At 67.0% G+C, this 20918-nt stretch carries 18 protein-coding genes; 8 read left to right on the forward strand and 10 right to left on the reverse strand.

All coding sequences use genetic code 11. The features are described 5' to 3' along the window. Window positions 1-6 precede the first annotated feature (6 nt). A complete protein-coding gene (locus tag AZL_RS16645; protein ID WP_148219451.1) occupies window positions 7-1686 on the forward strand; it encodes a tetratricopeptide repeat protein in 1680 nt (559 codons plus the stop codon). A 6-nt stretch (window positions 1687-1692) separates the two neighbouring features. Here AZL_RS16645 and AZL_RS16650 read toward each other — a convergent pair whose 3' ends face one another. The 8 genes from AZL_RS16650 to AZL_RS16685 all read right to left on the reverse strand — a co-directional run bounded on the left by AZL_RS16650 (window position 1693) and on the right by AZL_RS16685 (window position 9852). Next, complete coding sequence (locus AZL_RS16650; RefSeq protein WP_012975666.1) at window positions 1693-2745, reverse strand: ABC transporter permease; 1053 nt, start codon at window positions 2743-2745, stop codon at window positions 1693-1695. Then, the gene (locus tag AZL_RS16655) at window positions 2742-4289 is read right to left on the reverse strand and encodes a sugar ABC transporter ATP-binding protein (protein ID WP_042444101.1); all 1548 of its coding nucleotides are present in this window, start codon (window positions 4287-4289) and stop codon (window positions 2742-2744) included. The genes AZL_RS16650 and AZL_RS16655 overlap by 4 nt, the downstream gene beginning before the upstream one ends. 66 nt (window positions 4290-4355) lie before the next feature. Next, window positions 4356-5435 (reverse strand): TMAO reductase system periplasmic protein TorT, encoded by a 1080-nt coding sequence (torT, locus tag AZL_RS16660; protein ID WP_042444103.1) that lies wholly within the window; start codon window positions 5433-5435, stop codon window positions 4356-4358. Between the two features lie 94 nt (window positions 5436-5529). Then, window positions 5530-6501, reverse strand: coding sequence for a biotin-dependent carboxyltransferase family protein (locus AZL_RS16665; RefSeq protein ID WP_012975669.1), 972 nt, complete (start codon window positions 6499-6501; stop codon window positions 5530-5532). Further along, on the reverse strand, window positions 6491-7366 hold the full coding sequence (locus AZL_RS16670) for a 5-oxoprolinase subunit B family protein (RefSeq protein ID WP_012975670.1): 876 nt from the start codon (window positions 7364-7366) through the stop codon (window positions 6491-6493). Before AZL_RS16670 ends, AZL_RS16665 begins: the two co-directional genes overlap by 11 nt. Before the next feature lie 9 nt (window positions 7367-7375). Next, complete coding sequence (locus tag AZL_RS16675) at window positions 7376-8755, reverse strand: acetyl-CoA carboxylase biotin carboxylase subunit (RefSeq protein WP_012975671.1); 1380 nt, start codon at window positions 8753-8755, stop codon at window positions 7376-7378. 5 nt (window positions 8756-8760) lie between these two features. After that, window positions 8761-8997 (reverse strand): acetyl-CoA carboxylase, encoded by a 237-nt coding sequence (locus tag AZL_RS16680; RefSeq protein WP_012975672.1) that lies wholly within the window; start codon window positions 8995-8997, stop codon window positions 8761-8763. A 69-nt stretch (window positions 8998-9066) separates the two neighbouring features. Next, window positions 9067-9852: a 5-oxoprolinase subunit PxpA gene (locus AZL_RS16685; RefSeq protein WP_042444105.1), complete on the reverse strand. Its 786-nt coding sequence runs from the start codon at window positions 9850-9852 to the stop codon at window positions 9067-9069. Between the two features lie 271 nt (window positions 9853-10123). On the opposite strand from AZL_RS16685, the gene AZL_RS16690 reads away from it, so the two are divergent. Beyond that, window positions 10124-11035, forward strand: a complete 912-nt coding sequence (locus AZL_RS16690) for a LysR family transcriptional regulator (RefSeq protein WP_012975674.1) — start codon at window positions 10124-10126, stop codon at window positions 11033-11035. Window positions 11036-11058: 23 nt separating this feature from the next. Here the strand turns inward: AZL_RS16690 and AZL_RS16695 are convergent, their stop codons facing one another. Further along, window positions 11059-11628 carry a TetR/AcrR family transcriptional regulator gene (locus tag AZL_RS16695; protein ID WP_012975675.1) on the reverse strand — a complete coding sequence of 190 codons (570 nt, stop codon included), beginning with the start codon at window positions 11626-11628 and terminating at the stop codon, window positions 11059-11061. Between the two features lie 77 nt (window positions 11629-11705). Next, the gene (locus AZL_RS16700; protein ID WP_012975676.1) at window positions 11706-13409 is read right to left on the reverse strand and encodes an AMP-binding protein; all 1704 of its coding nucleotides are present in this window, start codon (window positions 13407-13409) and stop codon (window positions 11706-11708) included. A gap of 201 nt (window positions 13410-13610) precedes the next feature. Here AZL_RS16700 and AZL_RS16705 point away from each other — a divergent pair, with 201 nt between their 5' ends. The 6 genes from AZL_RS16705 (at window position 13611) to AZL_RS16730 (ending at window position 20868) form a co-directional block, all read left to right on the forward strand. Further along, window positions 13611-14504: an ABC transporter ATP-binding protein gene (locus AZL_RS16705; protein ID WP_012975677.1), complete on the forward strand. Its 894-nt coding sequence runs from the start codon at window positions 13611-13613 to the stop codon at window positions 14502-14504. Beyond that, entirely contained in the window at window positions 14504-16447 is a 1944-nt protein-coding gene (locus AZL_RS16710) for a long-chain fatty acid--CoA ligase (RefSeq protein WP_042444107.1), read from the forward strand. The genes AZL_RS16705 and AZL_RS16710 overlap by 1 nt, the downstream gene beginning before the upstream one ends. Window positions 16448-16636: 189 nt before the next feature. Next, window positions 16637-17524 (forward strand): branched-chain amino acid ABC transporter permease, encoded by an 888-nt coding sequence (locus tag AZL_RS16715; RefSeq protein ID WP_012975679.1) that lies wholly within the window; start codon window positions 16637-16639, stop codon window positions 17522-17524. A 7-nt stretch (window positions 17525-17531) separates the two neighbouring features. Next, the gene (locus AZL_RS16720; protein ID WP_012975680.1) at window positions 17532-18605 is read left to right on the forward strand and encodes a branched-chain amino acid ABC transporter permease; all 1074 of its coding nucleotides are present in this window, start codon (window positions 17532-17534) and stop codon (window positions 18603-18605) included. Window positions 18606-18658: 53 nt separating this feature from the next. Beyond that, the gene (locus AZL_RS16725) at window positions 18659-19939 is read left to right on the forward strand and encodes an ABC transporter substrate-binding protein (protein ID WP_012975681.1); all 1281 of its coding nucleotides are present in this window, start codon (window positions 18659-18661) and stop codon (window positions 19937-19939) included. Window positions 19940-20013: 74 nt separating this feature from the next. Beyond that, a complete protein-coding gene (locus AZL_RS16730; protein WP_012975682.1) occupies window positions 20014-20868 on the forward strand; it encodes an ABC transporter ATP-binding protein in 855 nt (284 codons plus the stop codon). Window positions 20869-20918: the final 50 nt, after the last annotated feature.

Genomic DNA, 20918 nt, shown 5'->3' on the forward strand with positions numbered 1-20918 from the left:
ATGGGCATGGTTGACATTGGTCATATCATCGGCCGGCATCAGCAAGGCGATCTGACGGCGGCGGAGGCGGGATATCGCGATGTGCTGACGGCCATGCCCGGCCATCTCCAGGCCATGCAGATGCTGAGCCTGCTGCTGATGCAGACCCGGCGTCCGGCGGAGGCCGCCGACCAGTTCGGCCGGGTGGTGGCGGCCCAGCCGGACAATCCCGATCATCGGGCCAATTTCGCCAGCCTGCTGCGCGGCGCCGGCCGGTCGGAGGAGGCCGAGCAGGCCTGTCGCCGGGCGCTGGCGCTGGCGCCCGCCCATGTGGCGGGGACCTACAATCTGGCGAATATCATGGCCGCCCCGGCGCCGGCCGGGACCGGATCGCCGCTGGAGGCCGCCGTCTGGTATCAGCGGATCCTGGCGGTGACGCCGGACCATAAGCAGGCATTGAACAATCTCGAGGTTCTGCGCAGGAAGGAAGGCAGCCGTCTGGAGATCGCCGCTCGTCTTGCCGTCGCGCGCGACCCCCGGTCGGTGCGGGCGCATGATGCGCTCGCCCGGCTGCTCCAGCACCGCAGCGGCCTGTTGGACTGGTCGCCGGGCAAGGCGGTTCCGGTCGATCTCGGCTTGGCGGTCAAGGCCTTCGATCATCTGCGCCTTGCCCAGACCATTCATCCGGACGAGCCGGGTAGCCTGCGGCTGTGGCTGGCGCTGGCGCTCGACCTGTTCCAACTGGGGGCTCTCGACGACCGCCGGCTCGGATGGGTGGCCGGTGCGGCGTGGCGGCGCCTGCGCAGCGACCCCAAGGACGTTCTGGCGGCCTCGCTGGTGGGCTATCACGTCTATCGCCGTGGCCGCCTGCCGCTTGTTTCGAAGTTACAGAGGAGGTTCGCGGCGCGTTTCACCCCGGCGGAGCTGGAGGGCGCGGGGGAACTCGGCTATTGGTCGATGCTGCGGGCCGACGATGCGTTCTTCGAGACTCTGCCGCCGCTCGATGATGTGATCGCCCGGCTGTCCGGGATGACCATCGTGGCGGATCTGCCCGAGGGGCAGGGGCCCGTCATCATGATGAGCGGCGACGAGCTGTATGTGCGCCGTTTCGGGCCGGACCTCCTCCGCTCCATCGCCGAGTCCAGCCCTGGAGCCTCGGTCGTGCTGAACGTTGTGTCGCCGTCGCCGTCGCTGCTCGGGATGCTCGGGGAATGGCGGCGGCTTCATCCGCTGTCCATCGGCCTGTCCACCGAGCAACCCGACCTCACCGGGTGGTCCCACGCCCAGCGCGTCACCTACTATGCCTGCGCGCGCTTCATTCGCCTCCAGCAATGGCACAGGCGCCTCGGTCGGCCGGTGATCGTCGTCGATCTCGACGCCACCACCCGCAGCGACCTGCGGCGTCTCGCCGGCGAGATGGCCGGATACGATCTTGGCGTGATGCATGACCGCCGGCGGCGGGGGCCGTTCCGTGAAATTCCGGTCGGTTTCGTCTATTACAACGACACGCCGCTGGCCGGTCGGTATCTGGAGACGCTGGCGGCCTATATCGGCCATTTCCTGCTGGGCGGCCGGCCATGCTGGATGCTCGACCAGACCGCCCATCTCGCCGTCCTGGACTGGCTCGGCCGCCACGAACCGGACCTCGGCATCCGCCGCTACGATTTCCAGACCTTTCCCCACTGCGCCTTCATCGGCGAGAAATAGGGCTTTTCACAGCTTGGACCCCATCATCATCCGGTAGCGGATCTGGTCGAAGATCACGGCGAGGATCAGCAGCCCGCCCAACAGCACCATCTGCAGGTAGGAACCGATCTGGGCCAGATTCATGCCGTTCTGCACCAGTACGATGAAGAAGGCGCCCAGCACCACCGTCTCGACCCGGCCGATGCCGCCGCGCAGCGACACCCCGGCGATGACGCAGGCGGCGATCGATTCCAGGGCCAGCGTGCCGCCCAGATTGGCCTCGCCCGATTCCACCCGCGCGGTCAGCAGCAGGCCGGTCAGCGCGGCGATCAGGGCGCAGAGGACATAGGCGACGATCAGCGTGCGCCCGGTGTCGATGGCCGACAGCCTAGCCGCCTTGATATTGCCGCCGACGGCGTAGAGATGGGCGCCGGTCCGGGTGCGCGTCATCACCACCCAGGCGATGGCGATCGCCACCGCCGCGACCAGCACCGGCACCGGGATGCCCAGCCAGCGGCCGAAGCCGAACAGATCGGCGAATTCCGCCGGCAGGCCGGACACCGGGACGCCGCCGGTCAGGAACAGCGATCCGCCGGCCGCCACCGAGCTGACCCCCAGCGTCATGATGAAGGGCGAAACGCCGAACAGCGCGACGCCGGCGCCATTGGCCAGCCCGACCAGCGCCGCCACCACGAAACCGGCGAGCGCGCCGAACGCGATCACCAGGACCGGGGCGTCCGGGAAAGCTGCGCCGAGCGCCGCCATCACCAGGGCCGACACCACGGAGGTCAGCGCCACCGTCGCCCCGACCGCGAGGTCGAAGCCGCCGGTGATCAGCACCATCATCTGGCCCAGCGACACCAGCACCAGATAGACCGACTGGCGGGCGACGTTGACGAGGTTGTCGGTGGTCAGGAAGCGGTCGGAGGTCAGCGCGAAGACGGCCAGCGCCACGGCCAGGAAGAAGGGCAGCACGCCGAGGCGCAGGAACAGCGCACGCCCGGCCGCGCGCAGGCGGACGGAGGTGGAGACCGGGGCGGTGCCGGACAGCGGCGATCCGGCGGAGGAGGTGGCGCTCATGCGGTCAGTCTCGCTTCTTGGTCTGGGACGGGAGCCGATGGGGTGGAAGCCGGGGGAATCGGATCGAAGAAATGGGCGAGGATGGCGGCCTCGCTGATGGCGTCGCCCTCCAACTCGGCGGCGATGCGGCCATGGGCGAAGACCAGCAGGCGGTGGGCGAGATTCATCGCCTCCGGCAGGTCGGAAGAGATCACCACCACCGCCTTGCCGGCTTCCGCCAGTTCGCGGATCAGGCGGTAGATGGCGGCCCGCGCCCCCATGTCGACGCCGACGGTCGGCTCGTCGAAGATGTAGAGGTCATAGTCACGGCCGAGCGCGCGGCCGAACAGCGCCTTCTGCTGGTTGCCGCCCGACAGCTGGCCGACCGCCTTGCCGCGATAGGCCGGCGGCAGTTCGACCCGTTCGGCGGTCATCTCGCAGTTCCGGCGGATACGCCGCCAGGGCAGCAGGCCGAAGCGGCTTTGCGCGCCGGCCAGCTCCCCTTGCGCCAGATTGTCGCGGGTGGTGAAGGCCAGTTGCAGCCCCTCGGTCTTGCGGTCGGGCGGCACATAGCAGAGGCCGGCCCGCATCAGGTCGCGGGTCGCCGCACCGGTGACGTCCTGTCCGCGCAGCGTCACCCGCCCGGCCTCGACCGGCAACAGGCCCATCAGCGCCCGGAAGCTGCGCGACTTGCCGGAACCGACCAGACCGGCGACACTCAGAACCTCGCCGGCGCGCACCTCCAGATCGACACCGTGGACGCCCCAGGCGCGCAGCCCCTTCGTTCGCAGCAGGGCGGGGCCGGGATCGCGGATGATGACGGGGTAGATCTCGCCGATGGCGCGGCCGGCCATCATTTCGATCAGGGCCGCCTCGCTGGTCTCGGCCATCGCCACCGTGCCGATCCGCTTTCCGTCGCGTAGTACGGTGACGCGGTCGGCGATGCGGGCGAATTCCTGCATGCGGTGCGAGATGTAGATGATGCCGACGCCGCGCTCCTTCATGCGGGCGATGACGGCGAACAGATGATCGACCTCGCGGTCGGTCAGCGAGGCGGTCGGCTCGTCGAGGATCAGGATGCCGACCTCGCCATGCAGGGCCTTGGCGATCTCCACCATCTGCTGTTCGGCGCGGCTCAGCGTGGCGACCAGCCGTTTCGGATCGATGGCGAAATCGAGGTCGGCGAACAGGGCGGCGGCCTTGCGCCGCATCGCCCGGCGGTCGAGGAAGGGGCCTTTGCGCGGTTCGTCGCCCAGGAACAGGTTTTCCGCCACCGTCAGGCTGGGGACCAGCGAGAATTCCTGGAAGACGGCGGAGATGCCGGCGGCGCGGGCGTCGGCGACGCCGGTGAAGCGGACATGATGGCCGCGCACCAGGATCTCGCCGTCACTCGGGGCGGACACCCCGGCCAGCAGCGAGATCAGGGTCGATTTGCCGGCGCCATTCTCCCCGAACAGCACATGCACCTCGCCGGGGCGCAGGTCGAAATCGACGCGGTCCAGCGCGGTGACGCCGGGATAGCGCTTGGTCAGGGCGACGGTGCGGATCAGGACGGGAGGAGACATGCGCACACTCCGGATGATCCCCGCCGCCGCTTCCCCTCGGAAGCCGGCGGCGGGGGGAAGACGGCCTTACTTCACGCTGAAGATCGGAGCGAAGCTGTCCGGCGGCAGGATGCTGTCGCGCGGCACGCTGCCGACATTGCTCTTGTCGACGACGAAGATCTTCGGGCCGACATGGCGGACCAGATCGGTCTTCTCCAGCGCCCGCACCGCCTGGTCGATGGCGATGCGGCCCTGGATGACCATGGAGTCGGCCGGGGCGGCCTGGATGAAGCCGCGCTTGATGCCCTGATAGACGCCGGGCGTCATGTAGAAGGCGAGCAGCCCGACCTTGTCGGTCAGTCCGCGCTCGCGCAGCAGGCCCTGCGCCGCCTCGGCGGTGACGGCGGTGCCGGCGATGTATTTGATGTCGGGGGTCGCCTGGAGCACGTCCTCGACCAGCCGAAGCTGCGCCTCCTTGCCGGTGTCGCCATAGCGCGGCTCCAGCACCTGCACGGCGGAACCGGCCACCGCCTCCATGAAGCCCTTGTTGGCGGCCTCGACCCAGCCGGCGCCAGCCGGGCCGGGGAACCAGCCGACCTTGACCGGCGGGCTGCCGGCCGGATGCCTGGCGGCGAGATAGCGGCCGGTCTCCGCCCCCATGGTGTGGAAGGAGACCAGCGACTTGGCGGTCAGCGCCGGGGAGGAGATGCCATTGATGACATCGATGACCGGGATGCTCTTCTTGGCCAACTCCGCCACCAGATTGTTCAGCCCGTCGAAGCTGATGGCGCCGATCACCACGGCGTTGGCGCCGCGCGCCACGCAATCCTCGATCTGGCTGATCTGCTTGTTCAGCTCGGTATAGCCGCCGGCCTCGACGATGTTGGCCTTCACCCCCAGCCGCTTGGCCTCCTCCACGACACCGAAATCGACGCCCAGCCAATAGGCGTCCTTCATGTGTGGGAAGGAGACGCAGATGTCCCACTTTTTCGCCGCCTTCGCCAGCGGGCTGTAGGAGATGTCCTTCGGCTTGCCGTCGGCGGAGAAGGCGGGCGTCACCTCCACCGCCGGATAGGGGAACCAGTCGGCGGCGGATGCCGGGAGGGCGGCGGCGAGGCCGCTTCCAAGAACGGTGGCGGCGACGAGAGCGCGAGCGAAGGCGTTCATGCGGGTGGTCTCCACGGCATGGGATTGGACGGATGGAATGGGGTGTGCGGAAAAGTGGAGGGAGGCGGCGGGGGGGACGCCGCCTCCCCGCCTGTCAGGCCAGCGCTTCGCGCAGGCGGGCCAGCCTGTGGGCCTCGTCGGCGCGTGCGGTCAGCGCCTCTTCCATATCGACCTTGACGAAACGCACGCCGGTGTGGGGCTGCATCTGGCCGATCAGGTCCATGTCGGCGGAGATCACCGCACCCAGCGTGAAGTAACCGCCGCCCGACACGGCGTCGCGATGCAGCACGATGGGCTCGGTGCCGCCCGGCACCTGGATCGAGCCGTAGGGATAGCAGGCGTCGACGATGTTGGACGGGTTGGAACCGGCGCCGAAGGGCTGTTCGCGCGGTTCGAAGGTGAAGGGACGGCCGCCGCGGAAGCGGTAGCCCATGCGGTCGGCCTCGGGCGCCACCTTCCAGCCATCCTCGAAGAAGTTGCGCCCGGCCTCCTCGGTGATCAGGCGCCAGTAGAGGCCGGGCAGCACGCGCAGCTCGGCGCTCTTGCCAACCGTGCGGCGCAGCGCCTCGGGCACCTCGCTGCCGTGGCGGATGGCGCCCGGCGTGCCCAGCGGCACCATGTCGCCCGCCGCCAGCGCCCGGCCGTGATGGCCGCCGAGCGCGCCGATGATGTAGGTGGAGCGGCTGCCCAGCGCCGGCGGGGTGTCGATGCCGCCGGAAATCGCGATATAGGCGCGGGCGCCGCCCTTCAGATAATCGAAGGACAGCACCTGTCCGGCCCGCACCGGGAAGGCGGTCCAGGCCGGATGCGGCTCGCCGTCGACGCGGGCCGGCAGGTCGGCGCCGGTGACTGCGACGGTGGCGTCGACCTCGAATTCCAGTTGCGGCCCCATGAAGACCGCCTCCAGCGCCGCCGCCCCTTCCGGGTTGCCGACCAGCAGGTTGGCGGCGCGCAGCGCATAGCGGTCCATCGCCCCCGACATCGGGATGCCGAGATGGAAATAGCCGGGCCGGCCGAGATCCTGGACGGTGGTCAGCAGGCCGGGATTCAGAACCTTAAACGCCATGGAGGGTCTCCATCAGCCGCTGGTTGGTGCCGTCGATGTCCGCGTTGAAGCTGTCCAGATCGAAGGTGACCTTGCGGATGCGCGGCTCATAGCGGTTGACCGCGACGTCGGCGGTGACGGCGTCATATTCCTCGCGGTCGATCGGCTTCCATTTCACGATGTCGCCGGGGCGGAAGAACACCATGAATTCGCGCAGGTGGGAGACCTTCTGGGTCGGGTCGTAGATCGGCATCGGCGTGATGCCGAACATCTGATAGCCGCCGGCACCGCGCACCGAATAGACGCAGCCGAAGCAGCCGCCATGGCCGATGGTGTGCTTGGGCGTGTCGGTGCGCGGGCGCAAATATTTCGGCACCTGGATTTGCCGCGAGCGCTCGACCAGCTGGTAGAGGAAGGGCAGGCCGGCGACGAACCCGACCATCGACACGAACCAGGGCGAGGCATGGTGGGCGTGGATGAACTGCTCCACCGTGTCGTAGCCGTTCATCCGGGCGGCGTATTCCAGATCGGTGCTCTGCGGATCCTGGTGCCGTTCGCGGAAGCGCATCAGCGTTTCGGTGGTCCAGGGGTCGCGGTAATAGACCGGCACCTCGACGATGCGGGTCTCCAGCCGCTTCTCCGCCTTGTCGGCCGCCTGTTCGAGCGCGCGCAGCCGGCCCATCAGCTCATCGGGGGCGATGCGGTCGGGATCGAACTTGATCTGGAAGCTGCCGTTGGCCGGACAGATCTCGGTGATGCCGTCGATGTGGGCGGCGCGGACCGCGTTGGTGATCGACATGCTCTTGAAGAAGGCTTCGAGCGACATCTCCTCGTCCATCTCGACGAAGATGTGCTCGTCGCCACCGTAGGAATAGCGGGTCTGCATCCGGTGCTCCTATTGCGCGGCCTTCGGGGGATTGAATGCGGGGTTCCCGGCCAGCCAGCCTTCCAGGAACCGGGTGTGCGCCTTGCCCGCCCGGACCTGCGGATCGGCGGCGAGCGCCTTGTGCAGCGGCACGGTGGTCTTCAGCCCGGTCAGGGTGAAGCCTTCCAGCGCCGCCGCCATGCGGTCGATGGCCTCGCCCCTGGTGGCGCCATGCACGATCAGCTTGCCGAGCAGGGAATCGTAGAAGGGCGGAACCGTGTAGCCTTCATAGATCATGCCATCGAAGCGGATCGCCGGATCGGTCGGCACCGACAGGTATTCGACCGTTCCGGGGCAGGGCAGGAAGCCGGCGGCCGGATCCTCGGCATTGATGCGCACCTCGATCGCGTGTCCGGTCCGCGTCACCTGATCCTGGGTGACGGGCAGCGGCTCGCCCCCGGCGATGCGGATCATCGCCGCGACCAGATCGATGCCGGTGATCATCTCGGTCACCGGGTGCTCGACCTGGATGCGGGTGTTCATCTCGATGAAGAAGAAGGCGCCGCTCGGCTCGTCATAGAGATATTCCAGCGTGCCGGCGCCGCGGTAGCCGACGCTTTCGGTGAGCGCCACCGCCGAGGCGCAGAGCCGCTGGCGGGTGGCCTCGTCCAGGCAGGCGGCCGGCGCCTCCTCCCACACCTTCTGGCGGCGGCGTTGCAGCGAGCATTCACGCTCGAAGCAGTGGATGGCCCGGCTGCCGTCGCCGAGGATCTGCACCTCGATGTGGCGGGCGTTTTCGATCACCCGTTCCAGATAAAGGCCGCCGTCGCGGAAGGCGGCCTGGGCCTCCGATTGGGCCTGTGGCGCGAGGCGGCGCAGATCGTCCGGCGTCTCGGCGATGCGGATGCCGCGACCGCCGCCGCCGGCCGCCGCCTTGATCATCACCGGATAACCGATGGTCTCCGCGGCGGCGAGTGCCGCGTCCACATCGGCGACGCGGCCCTTCGATCCGGGCACCACCGGCACACCGGCGGCGATGGCGGCCTCGCGGGCGGCGGCCTTGTCGCCCATGCGGCGGATGGTGTCGGCCTTCGGACCGACGAAAACCATGCCGAAGCTCTCAACCATGTCGGCGAATTCGGCATTCTCGGCGAGGAAGCCATAGCCGGGATGGACGGCGTCGCAGCCGGTCTTCCGCGCCGCCGCCACCAACCCCGCCGCGTCGAGGTAGGAGTGGCGGGCGGCCGGGCGACCGACGCTGACGGCCTCGTCGGCCAGCTTGACCGCCAGCATGTCGCGGTCGGCTTCGGAATAGGCCTGGACCGTCTCGATGCCCAGGCTCTTGGCGGCGCGGATGATCCGCACCGCGATCTCGCCGCGGTTGGCGACGAACAGGCGGCGGATCGTCATCGCGCTCAGCCTTCCAGCTCGACGAGGACGGCGCCGGCCATCACCGGCTCCTCATCCTCCACCGCGAAGCTCAGGATGGTCCCGGCGACGTCGGCGCGGATCTCGTTGAAGCTCTTCATCACCTCGACGAGGCCGATGACGTCGCCCGGCTCCACCTTGTCGCCGACCTCCTTGAAGGGCGGCTGGCCGGGGGCGGGACGCCGGTAGAAGGAGCCGGGCAGGGGAGAGCGGATCTCGGGCATCGAAACTATCCTTCTTCAACGGGCTGTTCTTGGCGGGCCGCCAGTGGCGGGCTGGGAAGTCGAAAGACGTCAGCGCGTTTGGACGACCAGATCGGCGGCGGCGACGATGCGCAGCCCCTCCTTCAGCAGGGCGTTCCGCACCGCGGTGCCGATGGCGAGCGCGCCGGGCGTGTCGGAATGGAAGCAGATGGAGTCGAAATCGATGTCGATGTCGTCGCCCTCCACCGTCCGCACCTTGCCGTCGCGGCAGGCGCGCACGCATTTGTCGGCGACCTCCGCCGGGGCGAGCGGGCGCATGCGGCGGGCGAAGACGATGGAGCCGCTGCGGTCATAGTCGCGGTCGGCGTAGAATTCGCGGATCACCGGCAGGCCCGACGCCTCGGCGACGGCGCAGGTCTCCGACACGTCCATGCAGAACAGCAGCGTGTCCGGGCTGGATTTCAGCAGCGCCTCGACCATCAGGCGGGACAGCGTCTCGTCCTTCGCCGCCTCCATATAGAGGGCGCCGTGCGGCTTGACATGTTGCAGCCGGGTACCGTGGCGGCGGGCGAATTCACGCAGCGCGCCGACCTGATAGAGGATGTCGTTGACCAGTTCCTCCGGCTTGGCCTGGATCACGCGGCGGCCGAACCCCTGGAGGTCGCGATAGCCGGGATGGGCGCCCAGCGCCACGCCGCGCTCCACCCCCAGCCGCACCACGCGATCCATCAGGTTCGGATCGCCGGCATGGAAGCCGGTGGCGACATTGGCGGAGCTGATCAGGTCCATCAGCGCGTCGTCGGAAGCCTCGCCGAGCGTCCACTGGCCGTACCCCTCGCCGAGGTCACAGTTGAGATCGACCATTGTGCGGGCCAACGCCTTACTCCCTTGCTTGCTTATGAGGCCGGCTCATTCCGGGAAATGAGTCTGTGGAATGGCTGCCTTGCCATCTGAGCGTATGTCGTTTCAGGTCCTTTGCAATTTCTAATTTATGCGATTGCTTTATCTGATTTTCCGTTGGAAAAATCCGCCTGTATATCAGGCAAATCACCATGCGATAGGGGATTCTGAGGCGATGGCGCCTAGTCAAATTTTAGGCATTTTCTGATTTATCAATATATCGACGCGCTAAATTCCGAGGTTTGGCATGCTGAATTTCCGCCATGTGAAATATTTCGTCGCCACCGCCAATCTGGGTCAGGTGTCGCGGGCGGCGCGCGAACTGTCGATTTCGCAGTCGGCCATCACCTCGGCCATCAAGGAGCTGGAGGCCGAGCTGGGCGGGCGCCTGTTCGTCCGCACCGCCCAGGGTATGGAGCTGACCGACACCGGCCGCCGCTTCCTGGCCGCCAGCCACCGCATCATGGCCAGCGTGGAGGAGGCGCTGCACCCGGTCGACACCGCGGCGGAGGTGGCGGGCAGCCTGACCATCGGCGCCAGCTATACGGTGCTGGGATATTTTCTGCCGCAGCATCTGGAACGGCTGGAGCGGCGCTATCCCAACCTGCGCATCCACATCCATGAACTGACGCGCGAGATGATCGAGGACAATCTGATCACCGGCCGGCTCGACATGGCGGTGGTCCTGACCTCCAACATCAGCAATCCGGAGCTGACGACCGAAACCCTGACTGGCAGCCAGCGGCGCCTGTGGGTACCGGCCGGGCACCGGCTGCTCGACCTCGAATCCGTCGGTTTGCAGGATGTGGCCGAGCATCCCTACATCATGCTGACGGTGGACGAGGCCGCCCACTGGACGACGCGCTACTGGAGCGCCTCGCCCTTCCGTCCCAATATCCGGCTGCGCACCTCCTCGATCGAGGCGGTGCGGTCGATCGTCGCCAACGGCCAGGGCGTGACCATCCTGTCCGACATGGTCTACCGGCCCTGGTCGCTGGAAGGGAAACGCATCGAAACCATCATCATGCGGGAGCGGGTTCCCGCCATGGATGTCGGGCTGGCCTGGCGCCAGGGGGTGGCGCTGACGCCGGCCATGCGCCTGTTCCGCACCCATTTCAGCGAGGTCTACCAAACCCCGCAGAGCCGCATGCCGCGTTAGAGCGCGATCGCTTCGGACAGACTCTAAGGAACCTTGTGCGTCTCGGGGACCAGCACGTCGGCGCAGATCGCCCGCATCCGCTCGGTCCGGTCGGCCGCGGCGTCCGGCGCCAGCAGCCCCTGGCCGAAGGCGAAGGCGTAGAACAGATAGGCGCGGGCGAAGGCCTGGTCGGGAGCGAGACCGAGCGCGGCGAACAGGCCGGCGACGCTGCGCAGGCGCTCGCGGTCCACCTCGGCGATCACGCCTTTCGCATCCGGGTCGCGCCGGGCCCAGTCGCGTACCGCCAGTTCGATCGCCATGCCGCGCGGCTTGTTGCCGCCATAGAGCGCCAGCAGGTCGCGCAACTGCTGCGCCGGCTCGCGCCCGTCCAGCCGGGTCTGGTCCGTGATGGCGGCGATGCGGCCCAGTTTCCAGCTCTCCAGCAACGCGGCCATCAGGTCGGTGCGGTCGCGGAAATGCCAGTAGAAGCTGCCCTTGGTGACCTTCAGCGCCTTCGCCAGCACCTCCACCCGCACCTTGTCGACGCCGCCTTCGGCCAACGCCGCGAAGGCGGCGGCCAGCCAGGATTCGCGGTTCTTCGTCTTGGATTCCATACCCGTCCTTCGCGCGTTGCCGGCTGCCGCGGCCTTGGTCCCGAAGGCGATCTATACCCGAAAAGGAAGGCCGCTGCCTATTCGCCCTGCTGCATCTGGATCGCGTCGGACGCCCGGCCGCGGTAATGGATGTTGCCGTCCCCGTCCAGGAAGGCCCGGTCGCCGGTCATGTAATAGCGCCGGCCATGGCGGAAGCGCTGCGCGGTACGGTTCGGGTTGTTGGCGTAGGCTTCGAACCAGAACAGCGGGGAGTGGTCGACGTCAATGGCGAGTTCGCCGGCCCCGCCCACCGGCGCCTCCTGCCCGTCGGGGTCGAGGATGACGACGCGGAACCCCGGCATCGGGCGGCCGAGCGAGCCGCTGGGCGGCTGGGCGGCGTCGCCATTCTCCGGCCCGTCCGGGTCGTAACGGTTCACGATGAAGATGCCGGTCTCGCGCTGGCCATATTGGTCGAGCAGAGGGACCTTCACCGTCCGGTTCGCCCAGGCGATCAGGTCGGGCGGCAACGGTTCGCCCACCACTGACAGGATGCGTAGCGCGGCCTGATGCGACACGCCAGGATCGGCGCCGTGCCAGGCCCGGATCTGCGACGGGGCGGCGGTCAGGTTGGTGACGCCGAACTTCGTCAGCATGCGGTAGCCCTGCCGCACATCGTAGGGGCCGTCGCAGAAGATCGTCGTCCGTCCCAGCAGCAGCGGTCCGACCAGACCGTAATAGGCGCCATAGGCCCAGCCGGGATCGGCCATGTTCCAATAGATGTCGTCGTCGCGCAGGTCGAGGCCGATGCGCATGTACTGCTCGATCCCCGACAGGGCCTTGACCGGCAGCGAGACGCCGAGCGGCGTCGGCTCGGATTCCGAGGTGTAGATCAGCGCGAAGGCGTCGTCCTCGCGGTAGCGGGCGATTTCGGCGAGCGGGACGGCCTCGTGCAGCGACGACCAGAAGGGCACGGCGTCGGGGCCGAAGGCCTCGTCCCCCTCCACCGTCACCACCGGACGGGTGTTGTCGCGCGGCACCTTGCGGCGCAGGAAGCCGTTGGTGACGATGGCCCGCGCCTCGCTGTCGGCCAGCCGGTAGGCGACGGCCGACGCGGTGTAGGTGGTGAACAGCGGCATGTAGACGCCGCCCAGCCGCCAGATCGCCAGCGCGGTGATCAGCAACTCCGGCCCCTTCGGCAGCAGGACCGCCACCCGGTCGCCGGCTCCCACCCCCATGCCGGCCAGCACGGTGGCGAAGCGCGCCGAATCGCGGGCCAGCCGGGCGAAGCTCAGTTCCGTCGTTTGTCCGGCCACGCTTTCATGCAGCAGCGCCGCCCGCGCGCCGTCGGCGGCACGGACATGGCGGTCGCACAGCAGCGCCGCCAGCGCGATGGAGCCGCCGCGATATTCCGGCCTCAGGAAGGCCGAGGGCCGCACCATCAGAGCGGACGGCACCGACGCCGGTGCGGCCGCTTCCGGCGGCTGGGGCAGGGCAGGAGGGGGAACCGGTGCCGGAGGGCGATGCCTCAATGCCGCCAGATCGCCGAGCGCCATCAGGTCGGGGCCCAAGTGATAGCGCTTGCTGCCGGCATCCTGCTCGACCAGCCCATCGCGGGCCAGCGCCATCAGCAACCGGTGGGCGGTCGCCTTCGACAGCCCGACCCCGGCCATCAGGTCGGCCAGCCGCGCGCCGGCGGTCCCGGCCTCGGCGACCGCCCGCAGCAGGGCGATGGCCCGTTCCAGGCTCTGGGTGCCCCCCGCCGCGCTGGGAGCGGCGGGGGCGATGTCGGTGCGACTGCTCATAGGGGTCCATAATATGGACCGCGCGACCGCTTGTCGCGTCAAAAAACATGCATTGGCGGAATGTCAGTGTTGAAAACAGAAAGCATCGCGGTATATAGTGAGGAAGTTGCTCATGAAACGGTCCACAATATGGACCCAGCCGGCCGCCAAAGAGCCGGTGCGTGACCCGGAGAAGCGGTACCAACAGCAACGGAGGAGGAAATGTCCGGCGCGCCCGTCGCACAGCCCGGCCCTGGCCAAAATTCCCCTGGCCAAAAGTCGCCCACCACCCAGGCGGAAACCATCTTCGAGGCTCGGGGCGTCAATCTGCGCTTCGGGGGCGTCCATGCGCTGACCGACGTCAGTTTCGGCATCCGCAAGGGGGAGCTGTTCTCGATCATCGGCCCGAACGGGGCCGGCAAGACCTCGATGGTCAACTGCATCTCCGGCCGCTATCGGCCGACCGACGGCAAGGTTTATTTCAAGGGCCGCGACGTGACGGGCATGACCCCGAACCACCGCGCGGCGCTCGGCATCGGCCGCACCTTCCAGAATCTGGCGCTGTTCGGGCATATGACCGTGCTCGACAACATCATGGTCGGTCGCCACCACCTGCTGAAGAACAATTTCCTGACCGGGTCGCTCTATTGGCTGACCGGTGCGCGGAGGGAGGAGCTGTCCCACCGCCGCGAGGTGGAGGAGATCATCGACTTCCTCGAAATCCAGCATGTGCGCAAGGCGACCGCCGGCACCCTGTCCTACGGCCTGCGCAAGCGGGTGGAGCTGGCCCGCGCCATTGCGCTGAAGCCGGACCTGATCCTGCTGGACGAGCCGATGGCCGGCATGAATCTGGAAGAGAAGGAGGACATGGCCCGCTACATCGTCGACCTGAACGAGGAGTTCGGCATGACCGTGGTCATGATCGAGCATGACATGGGCGTGGTCATGGACATTTCGCACCGGGTGATGGTGCTGGAATTCGGCAAGAAGATCGCCGAGGGCAAGCCGGAGGAGGTGCTGGCCGATCCCCGCGTCCGCCGCGCCTATCTGGGCGAGGATGACGACGAGGAGGATGTGCCCGCGGCGGTCATCCCCCCGCGCAAGGAGGTCGCGTGATGTCCGCCGTCCCCCTTCCCGATCTGGTCGTCAACGACACCCTGCCGAAGCTGCTGGCCCTGCATGCGCGTGAGCATGGCGGCGACATCGCCATGCGCGAGAAGGATTTCGGCATTTGGCGCACCTTCACCTGGGCTGATGTGCAGGCGCGTGTCCGCGCCTTCGCGCTGGGGATGACCAAGCTCGGCGTCGTGCCGGGCGAGGTCGTCGGGCTTCTCGGCGACAACCGTCCCGACTGGGTGATGGGCGAGATCGCCACCCATGCCGTGCGCGGCTACAGCCTGGGCATCTACCGCGACGCGCTGGACGAGGAGGTCGCCTACCTCATCACCTATGCCGATGTGAAGGTCGTCTTCGCCGAGGATGAGGAGCAGGTCGACAAGCTGCTGAACCTCGCCGACCGGCTGCCGACCTTGCGGCACATCCTCTATTCCGACCCGCGCGGCATGCGCAAATACCACGACCCCCGCCTGATGCCGGTCACCGATCTTGTGGCCATGGGGGAGGAGCTGCATGCGCGGCAGCCGAATCTCTACGACCGCATGGTCGCGGCGACGAAGGGCGAGGAGGTGGCGATCCTCTGCACCACGTCCGGCACCACGTCCAACCCGAAGATGGCGATGCTGCCGGCCGGGCGGCTGATCCGCCATGTCGCCAGCTACCTGTCGGCCGATCCCAAGGGGCCGGAGGATGACTATGTCTCGGTCCTGCCGCTGTCCTGGATCATGGAGCAGGTCTATGCGGTCGGCATGGGGATGGTGTCGCGGATGCGCGTGAACTTCGTCGAGGAAGCCGAGACGATGATGCATGATTTCCGCGAGATCGGGCCGACCTTCGTGCTGTTCGCCCCCCGCCTGTGGGAGCAGATCGCCGCCGATGTGCGCGCCCGCATGATGGACGCCTCGCCCTTCAAGCAGAAGATGTTCGACCTTGGCATGAAGCTGGGGCTGGAGGCGCTGGCGAAGGGGCGGCGCTCGGCGATGGCCGACGCCATCCTGTTCAAGGCGCTGCGCGACCGGCTGGGCTTCACCAACCTGAAATCGGCGGCGACCGGCGGTGCGGCGCTCGGGCCCGACACCTTCAAATTCTTCCAGGCGCTGGGCGTCCCGCTGCGCCAGATCTACGGCCAGACCGAGACGATGGGTGCCTATACCGTCCATCGCGGCGCCGACGTCGATTTCGACACGGTCGGCGTGCCGTTCGACGGCGGCATCGAGGTGAAGGTGATCGACCCCGACCACAACGGCGTCGGCGAGATCGTCACCCGCCATCCCAACATGTTCGCCGGCTATTACCGCAACGAGACGGCGACCGTCGCCGACATGCGCGACGGCTGGATGCACACCGGCGACGCCGGCTTCTTCGACAAGAAGGGCCATCTGGTCATCATCGACCGCATCAAGGACATCGCCACGACCGCCAAGGGCGACCGCTTCAGCCCGCAATATATCGAGAACAAGCTGAAGTTCAGCCCCTATGTGGCCGAGGCGGTGATCCTGGGCGACAAGCGCGACTATCTGTCGGCGATCATCTGCATCCGTTTCCCAATCGTGTCGAAATGGGCGGAGAAGAACCGCATCGCCTTCACCACATACTCCGACCTGTCGTCGAAGCAGGAGGTCTACGATCTGCTGCGGGCGGAGGTGGAGCGGGTGAACCGGACGCTTCCCGACTACCAGCGCATCTCGAAGTTCCTGTTGCTCTACAAGGAGCTGGACGCCGATGACGGCGAGCTGACCCGCACCCGCAAGGTGCGTCGTGGTGTCATCGCCGAGAAATACGGCAGCATCATCGACAGCATCTATGCCGGCCAGCCGAAGATCGGCGTCGACACCACCATCGCCTTCCAGGACGGCACCAAACAGCGCATCCGCACGACGCTGACCGTCATCGACCTTGTGTCCGGCGCTGCCAAGGAGCCGCGGCAGACGGTCGCGGCGTAAGGAGCGCGCGATGCAAACCGCCAATCAAACCCTCCCCCGTCCCGGGCGAGGGAGGGGACCCGTGCGCAGCACGGGGAGGGTGAGGGGTCCGGCAAAGAACGGGCGTCCTGATCCTTGGAAGCCCCCTCACCCGACCGCTTCGCGGTCCCCCTCTCCCGGGGCGGGAGAGGGACAGAAAGAGGCCACGCCATGACCCTTCTCTTCCAGCTTCTCGTCAACGGCCTGATCGTCGGCGCGCTGTATGGCGTGGTCGCCATGTCCTTCGTGCTGATCTACAAGGCCAGTCGCATCGTCAACTTCGCGCAGGGCGAATTCCTGCTGATCGGCGCCTGGACCTGCTGGTGGCTGCTGACCAGCTGGCAGTTGCCCTTCTGGATCGGCTTCCCGATCACGCTGGCCTTCATGCTGGCCTTCGGCGTCATCCTCCAGATCGTGGTGCTGCGGCCGATGATCGGCGAGCCGATCATCTCGGTCATCATGGTGACGATCGGCCTGTCCATCGTCTTCCAGGCGGCGATGAAATGGATGTTCGGCGTCTTCGCCAAGCCCTTCCCGCCGATCTTCGCCAGCCCGACCATGAACCTGTTCGGGCTGGAGGTGCAGACCGTCTATGTCATGTCGCTGGTCATCTCGATCCTGATCATGGCGGGCTTCGGCTGGTTCTTCAAATATTCGCGGGTCGGCCTCGCCATGCGGGCCACCGCCTTCGACCAGCAGGTGGCGCAGTCGCTCGGCATCTCGGTCCGCCACATGTTCGCGATGAGCTGGGCGATCTCCGCCATGGTGTCGGCGGTGGCCGGCGTCACGGTGGGCGTGGTCAACGGCGTGTCGTCGGCCCTGTCCTTCTTCGGCATCAAGGTGTTTCCGGCGGTGATCCTCGGCGGACTCGACAGCGTCATCGGCGCCGTGGTCGGCGGCCTGATCGTCGGCGTGCTGGAGAACATGGCGCACTACCTCGACAGCCAGTGGCTGAACTGGGGCAACATGTACGAGATCGCGCCCTTCTACGTCCTGATCGCCATCCTGATGATCAAGCCCTACGGCCTGTTCGGCACCAAAGACATCGAGCGCGTGTGAGGACCCCATGGCATCCGTCAGCATCATCCCGAGCGGCGACTACAAGACCTCCTACGGGTCCGACACCACCATCTTCCCGACCAGGACCAGCCGCAACTTCGCGATCCTGGGCGTGGTCCTGCTGCTGGCTTGCCCGGCCTTCATGGACCGCTACTGGCTCAGCCTGCTGATCCAGATCGGCTATCTCGGCATCGCCGCGCTGGGCCTCAACATCCTGGTCGGCTTCACCGGCCAGATCTCCATCGGCCATTCCGCCTTCTTCGGCTTCGGCGCCTTCGCCTCGGCCTGGGCCAGCAACAGCCTGGGCGTTCCGGTGGCGCTCGCCATCCCGCTGGCCGGCATGATGACGACACTGGTCGGGCTGCTGTTCGGCATGCCGGCGGCGCGGCTGAAGGGCCTGTATCTCGCCATCGCAACGCTGGCGGCGCAGTATATCCTTCAGGATTTCTTCGCGCGGGCCGACTGGTTCACCGGCGGCACCGCCGGCACCATCGCCGAGCCGCTGACCATCCTCGGCTTCGCCTTCGACACCGACGAGCGCTTCTTCTATGTGGCGCTGGTGGCGCTGGTGGTGATGTACATCCTCGCCACCAACCTGATGCGGACCCGCGACGGCCGCGCCCTGGTGGCGGTGCGCGACCATTATCTCTCGGCCGAGATCATGGGCATCAACCTGACGAAGTACCGGACGATGTCCTTTGGCATCTCCGCCTTCTACGCCGGCATCGGCGGCGCGCTGTACGCCCATTATCTCCAGTTCGTGTCGGTCGAGGGCTTCACCATCCTCTTCTCGATCCAGTTCCTTGGCATGATCATCATCGGCGGACTGGGCTCGATCATGGGCACGCTGATGGGCACCGCCTTCATGGTCTTCCTGCCCGAAGCGATGCAGGCGCTGACCAAGCTGGTAAGCGGCACCGCCATCGATACCGCGCTGAACCTGAAGGACAACATCGCCTTTCTGCGCGAGATGTCGATCGGCCTCGTCATCATTCTGTTCCTGGTGTTCGAGCCCGACGGGCTGGCCCACCGCTGGAAGCAGATCAAGGCCTATTGGAAGCTCTATCCCTTCTCGCACTGACGCGTACGCTTTTGCCGATCAACGAACAGAACAGACTGGGGAGTCAACGCACCATGTCGATCAGGACCGCGCTCTTCGCCACCTCCGCCCTTCTGCTGGCGACCTCCGCCACGGCATATGCCGACATCCCGGTCGGCCATCTGGCGGACCAGTCCGGCGCCACCTCCGACGTCGGCGTGCCCTATGCCCAGGGTGTGGCGGACGCGCTGGCCTACATCAACTCCAAGGGCGGCATCAACGGCACCAAGCTTGCGGTCGACAGCGTCGATTACGGCTATCAGGCGCCGCGCGCCATCAGCCAGTACAAGAAATGGTCGTCGGGCAGCGACAAGATCGCGGCCCTCCAGGGCTGGGGCACCGCCGACACCGAGGCGCTGACCGGCTTCGTCGGCAAGGACGAGATCCCGGCCTATTCCGGCTCCTACTCCGGCCATCTGACCGACCCGACCGGCAAGGGCCCGCACGGCTCCAAGCCGGCGCCTTACAACTTCTTCTATGGTCCCTCCTATTCCGACGCGCTGCGCGGCATGCTGATGTGGGCGGCCGACGATTGGAAGAAGCAGGGCGGCCAGGGCAAGCCGAAATATGTCCATATGGGCGCCAACCACCCCTATCCCAACGCGCCGAAGGATGCCGGCGAGCAGCTGGCCAAGGAGCTGGGCTTCGACGTGCTGCCGGCCGTGCAGTTCGCCCTGACCCCCGGCGATTACACAGCCCAGTGCCTGACGCTGAAGCAGGCCGGTGCCAATTACGCCTATCTCGGCAACACCGCCGGCTCCAACATCTCGGTGCTGAAGGCTTGCCAGACGGTCGGCGCCAAGGTCCAGTTCATGGGCAATGTCTGGGGCATGGACGAGAACGCCGCCAAGGCCGCCGGCTCGGCCGCCGATGGCGTGGTGTTCCCGATGCGCACGGCGGTGACCTGGAATGCGGATGTTCCGGGCATGAAGACGCTGAAGGAGATTTCCAAGCTCTCCGACGCCGCGGGCACAGCCTATCGCCCGGTGCATTACATGGCCGGCGTCTGCACCGCCTTCTACATGAAGGAGGCGATGGACTGGGCCTCGAAGAACGGCGGCGTCACCGGCCCGAACATCCGCAAGGCGATGTACCAGAACAAGGATTGGGTGCCCGCCGGGCTGGAGGGTGTGTGCGTTCCCTCGACCTGGACCGACACCGACCATCGCGGCATGACGGCGGTCAACATTTACCGCGCCAAGGTGTCGGGTGACACCGGCGCCAGCGTCGATGATCTGGTCAAGGCCGGCACCATCAAGCTGGAGAAGCTGACGACCGTCGACGTCCCGCGCAAGCCGGAGTGGCTGGGCTGGTGAGCCGTTGAATGTCCGGCGCCTCCGCCCCGTCCCGGCGGGGGCGCCCCCTTTCTTCCAAATCGTTCAGGTGCCGCATGCCGATCACCGCCACGGCCGCTTCGACCAGCGCTTTCGTAGTACCGCCAATCACGGCGGCGAAGCGGATGATGCTGTCCGTCAACAACATCGAGGTCGTCTACAACGATGTGATCCTTGTCCTCCGCGGTCTCAGCCTGGAGGTGCCGGAGGGGGAGATCGTGGCTCTGCTCGGTGCCAATGGTGCGGGCAAATCGACGACGCTGAAAGCGATCTCCGGCCTGCTCAAGACCGAGGATGGCGAGGTCACCCGTGGCGATATCACCTTCAATGGCGAGCGCATCAACGGAATCGACCCCGACCGGATCGTCCGCAAGGGCATCTTCCAGGTGATGGAGGGCCGGCGCATCATCGCCGACATGACCTGTCTGGAGAATCTGCGGCTCGGCGCCTACACCCGCCGCGACAATGGGGTGAAGGACGATCTCGACATGGTCTTCAGCTATTTCCCCCGGCTGAAGGAGCGCACCGGCCTCGCCGGCTATCTGTCCGGCGGCGAGCAGCAGATGCTGGCGATCGGCCGTGCGATGATGGCCCGGCCGAAGCTGATCCTGATGGACGAGCCCAGCATGGGCCTGTCGCCGCTGATGGTGAAGGAGGTGTTCAGCATCGTCCAGCAGATCAACAAGGATCTCGGCGTCACCATCCTGCTGGTGGAGCAGAACGCCCGCATGGCCCTCCAGGCGGCGACGCGCGGCTACATCATGGAGAACGGCAAGGTCGTGCTGGACGGCACCGCCGAGGAGCTGCGCAACAATGAGGACGTGAAGGAATTCTACCTCGGCGGTGGCAACGAGGAGCGCAAGAGCTTCAAGAACCTCAAGAGCTTCAAGCGGCGCAAGCGCTGGATTTGAGGGGCCACTCTCCGCGTCACCTCGGCCGACCCCCGAACGGACGAACGACC

This window comes from Azospirillum sp. B510 (assembly GCF_000010725.1).
GTDB classification, from domain to species: Bacteria; Pseudomonadota; Alphaproteobacteria; order Azospirillales; family Azospirillaceae; genus Azospirillum; species Azospirillum lipoferum_B.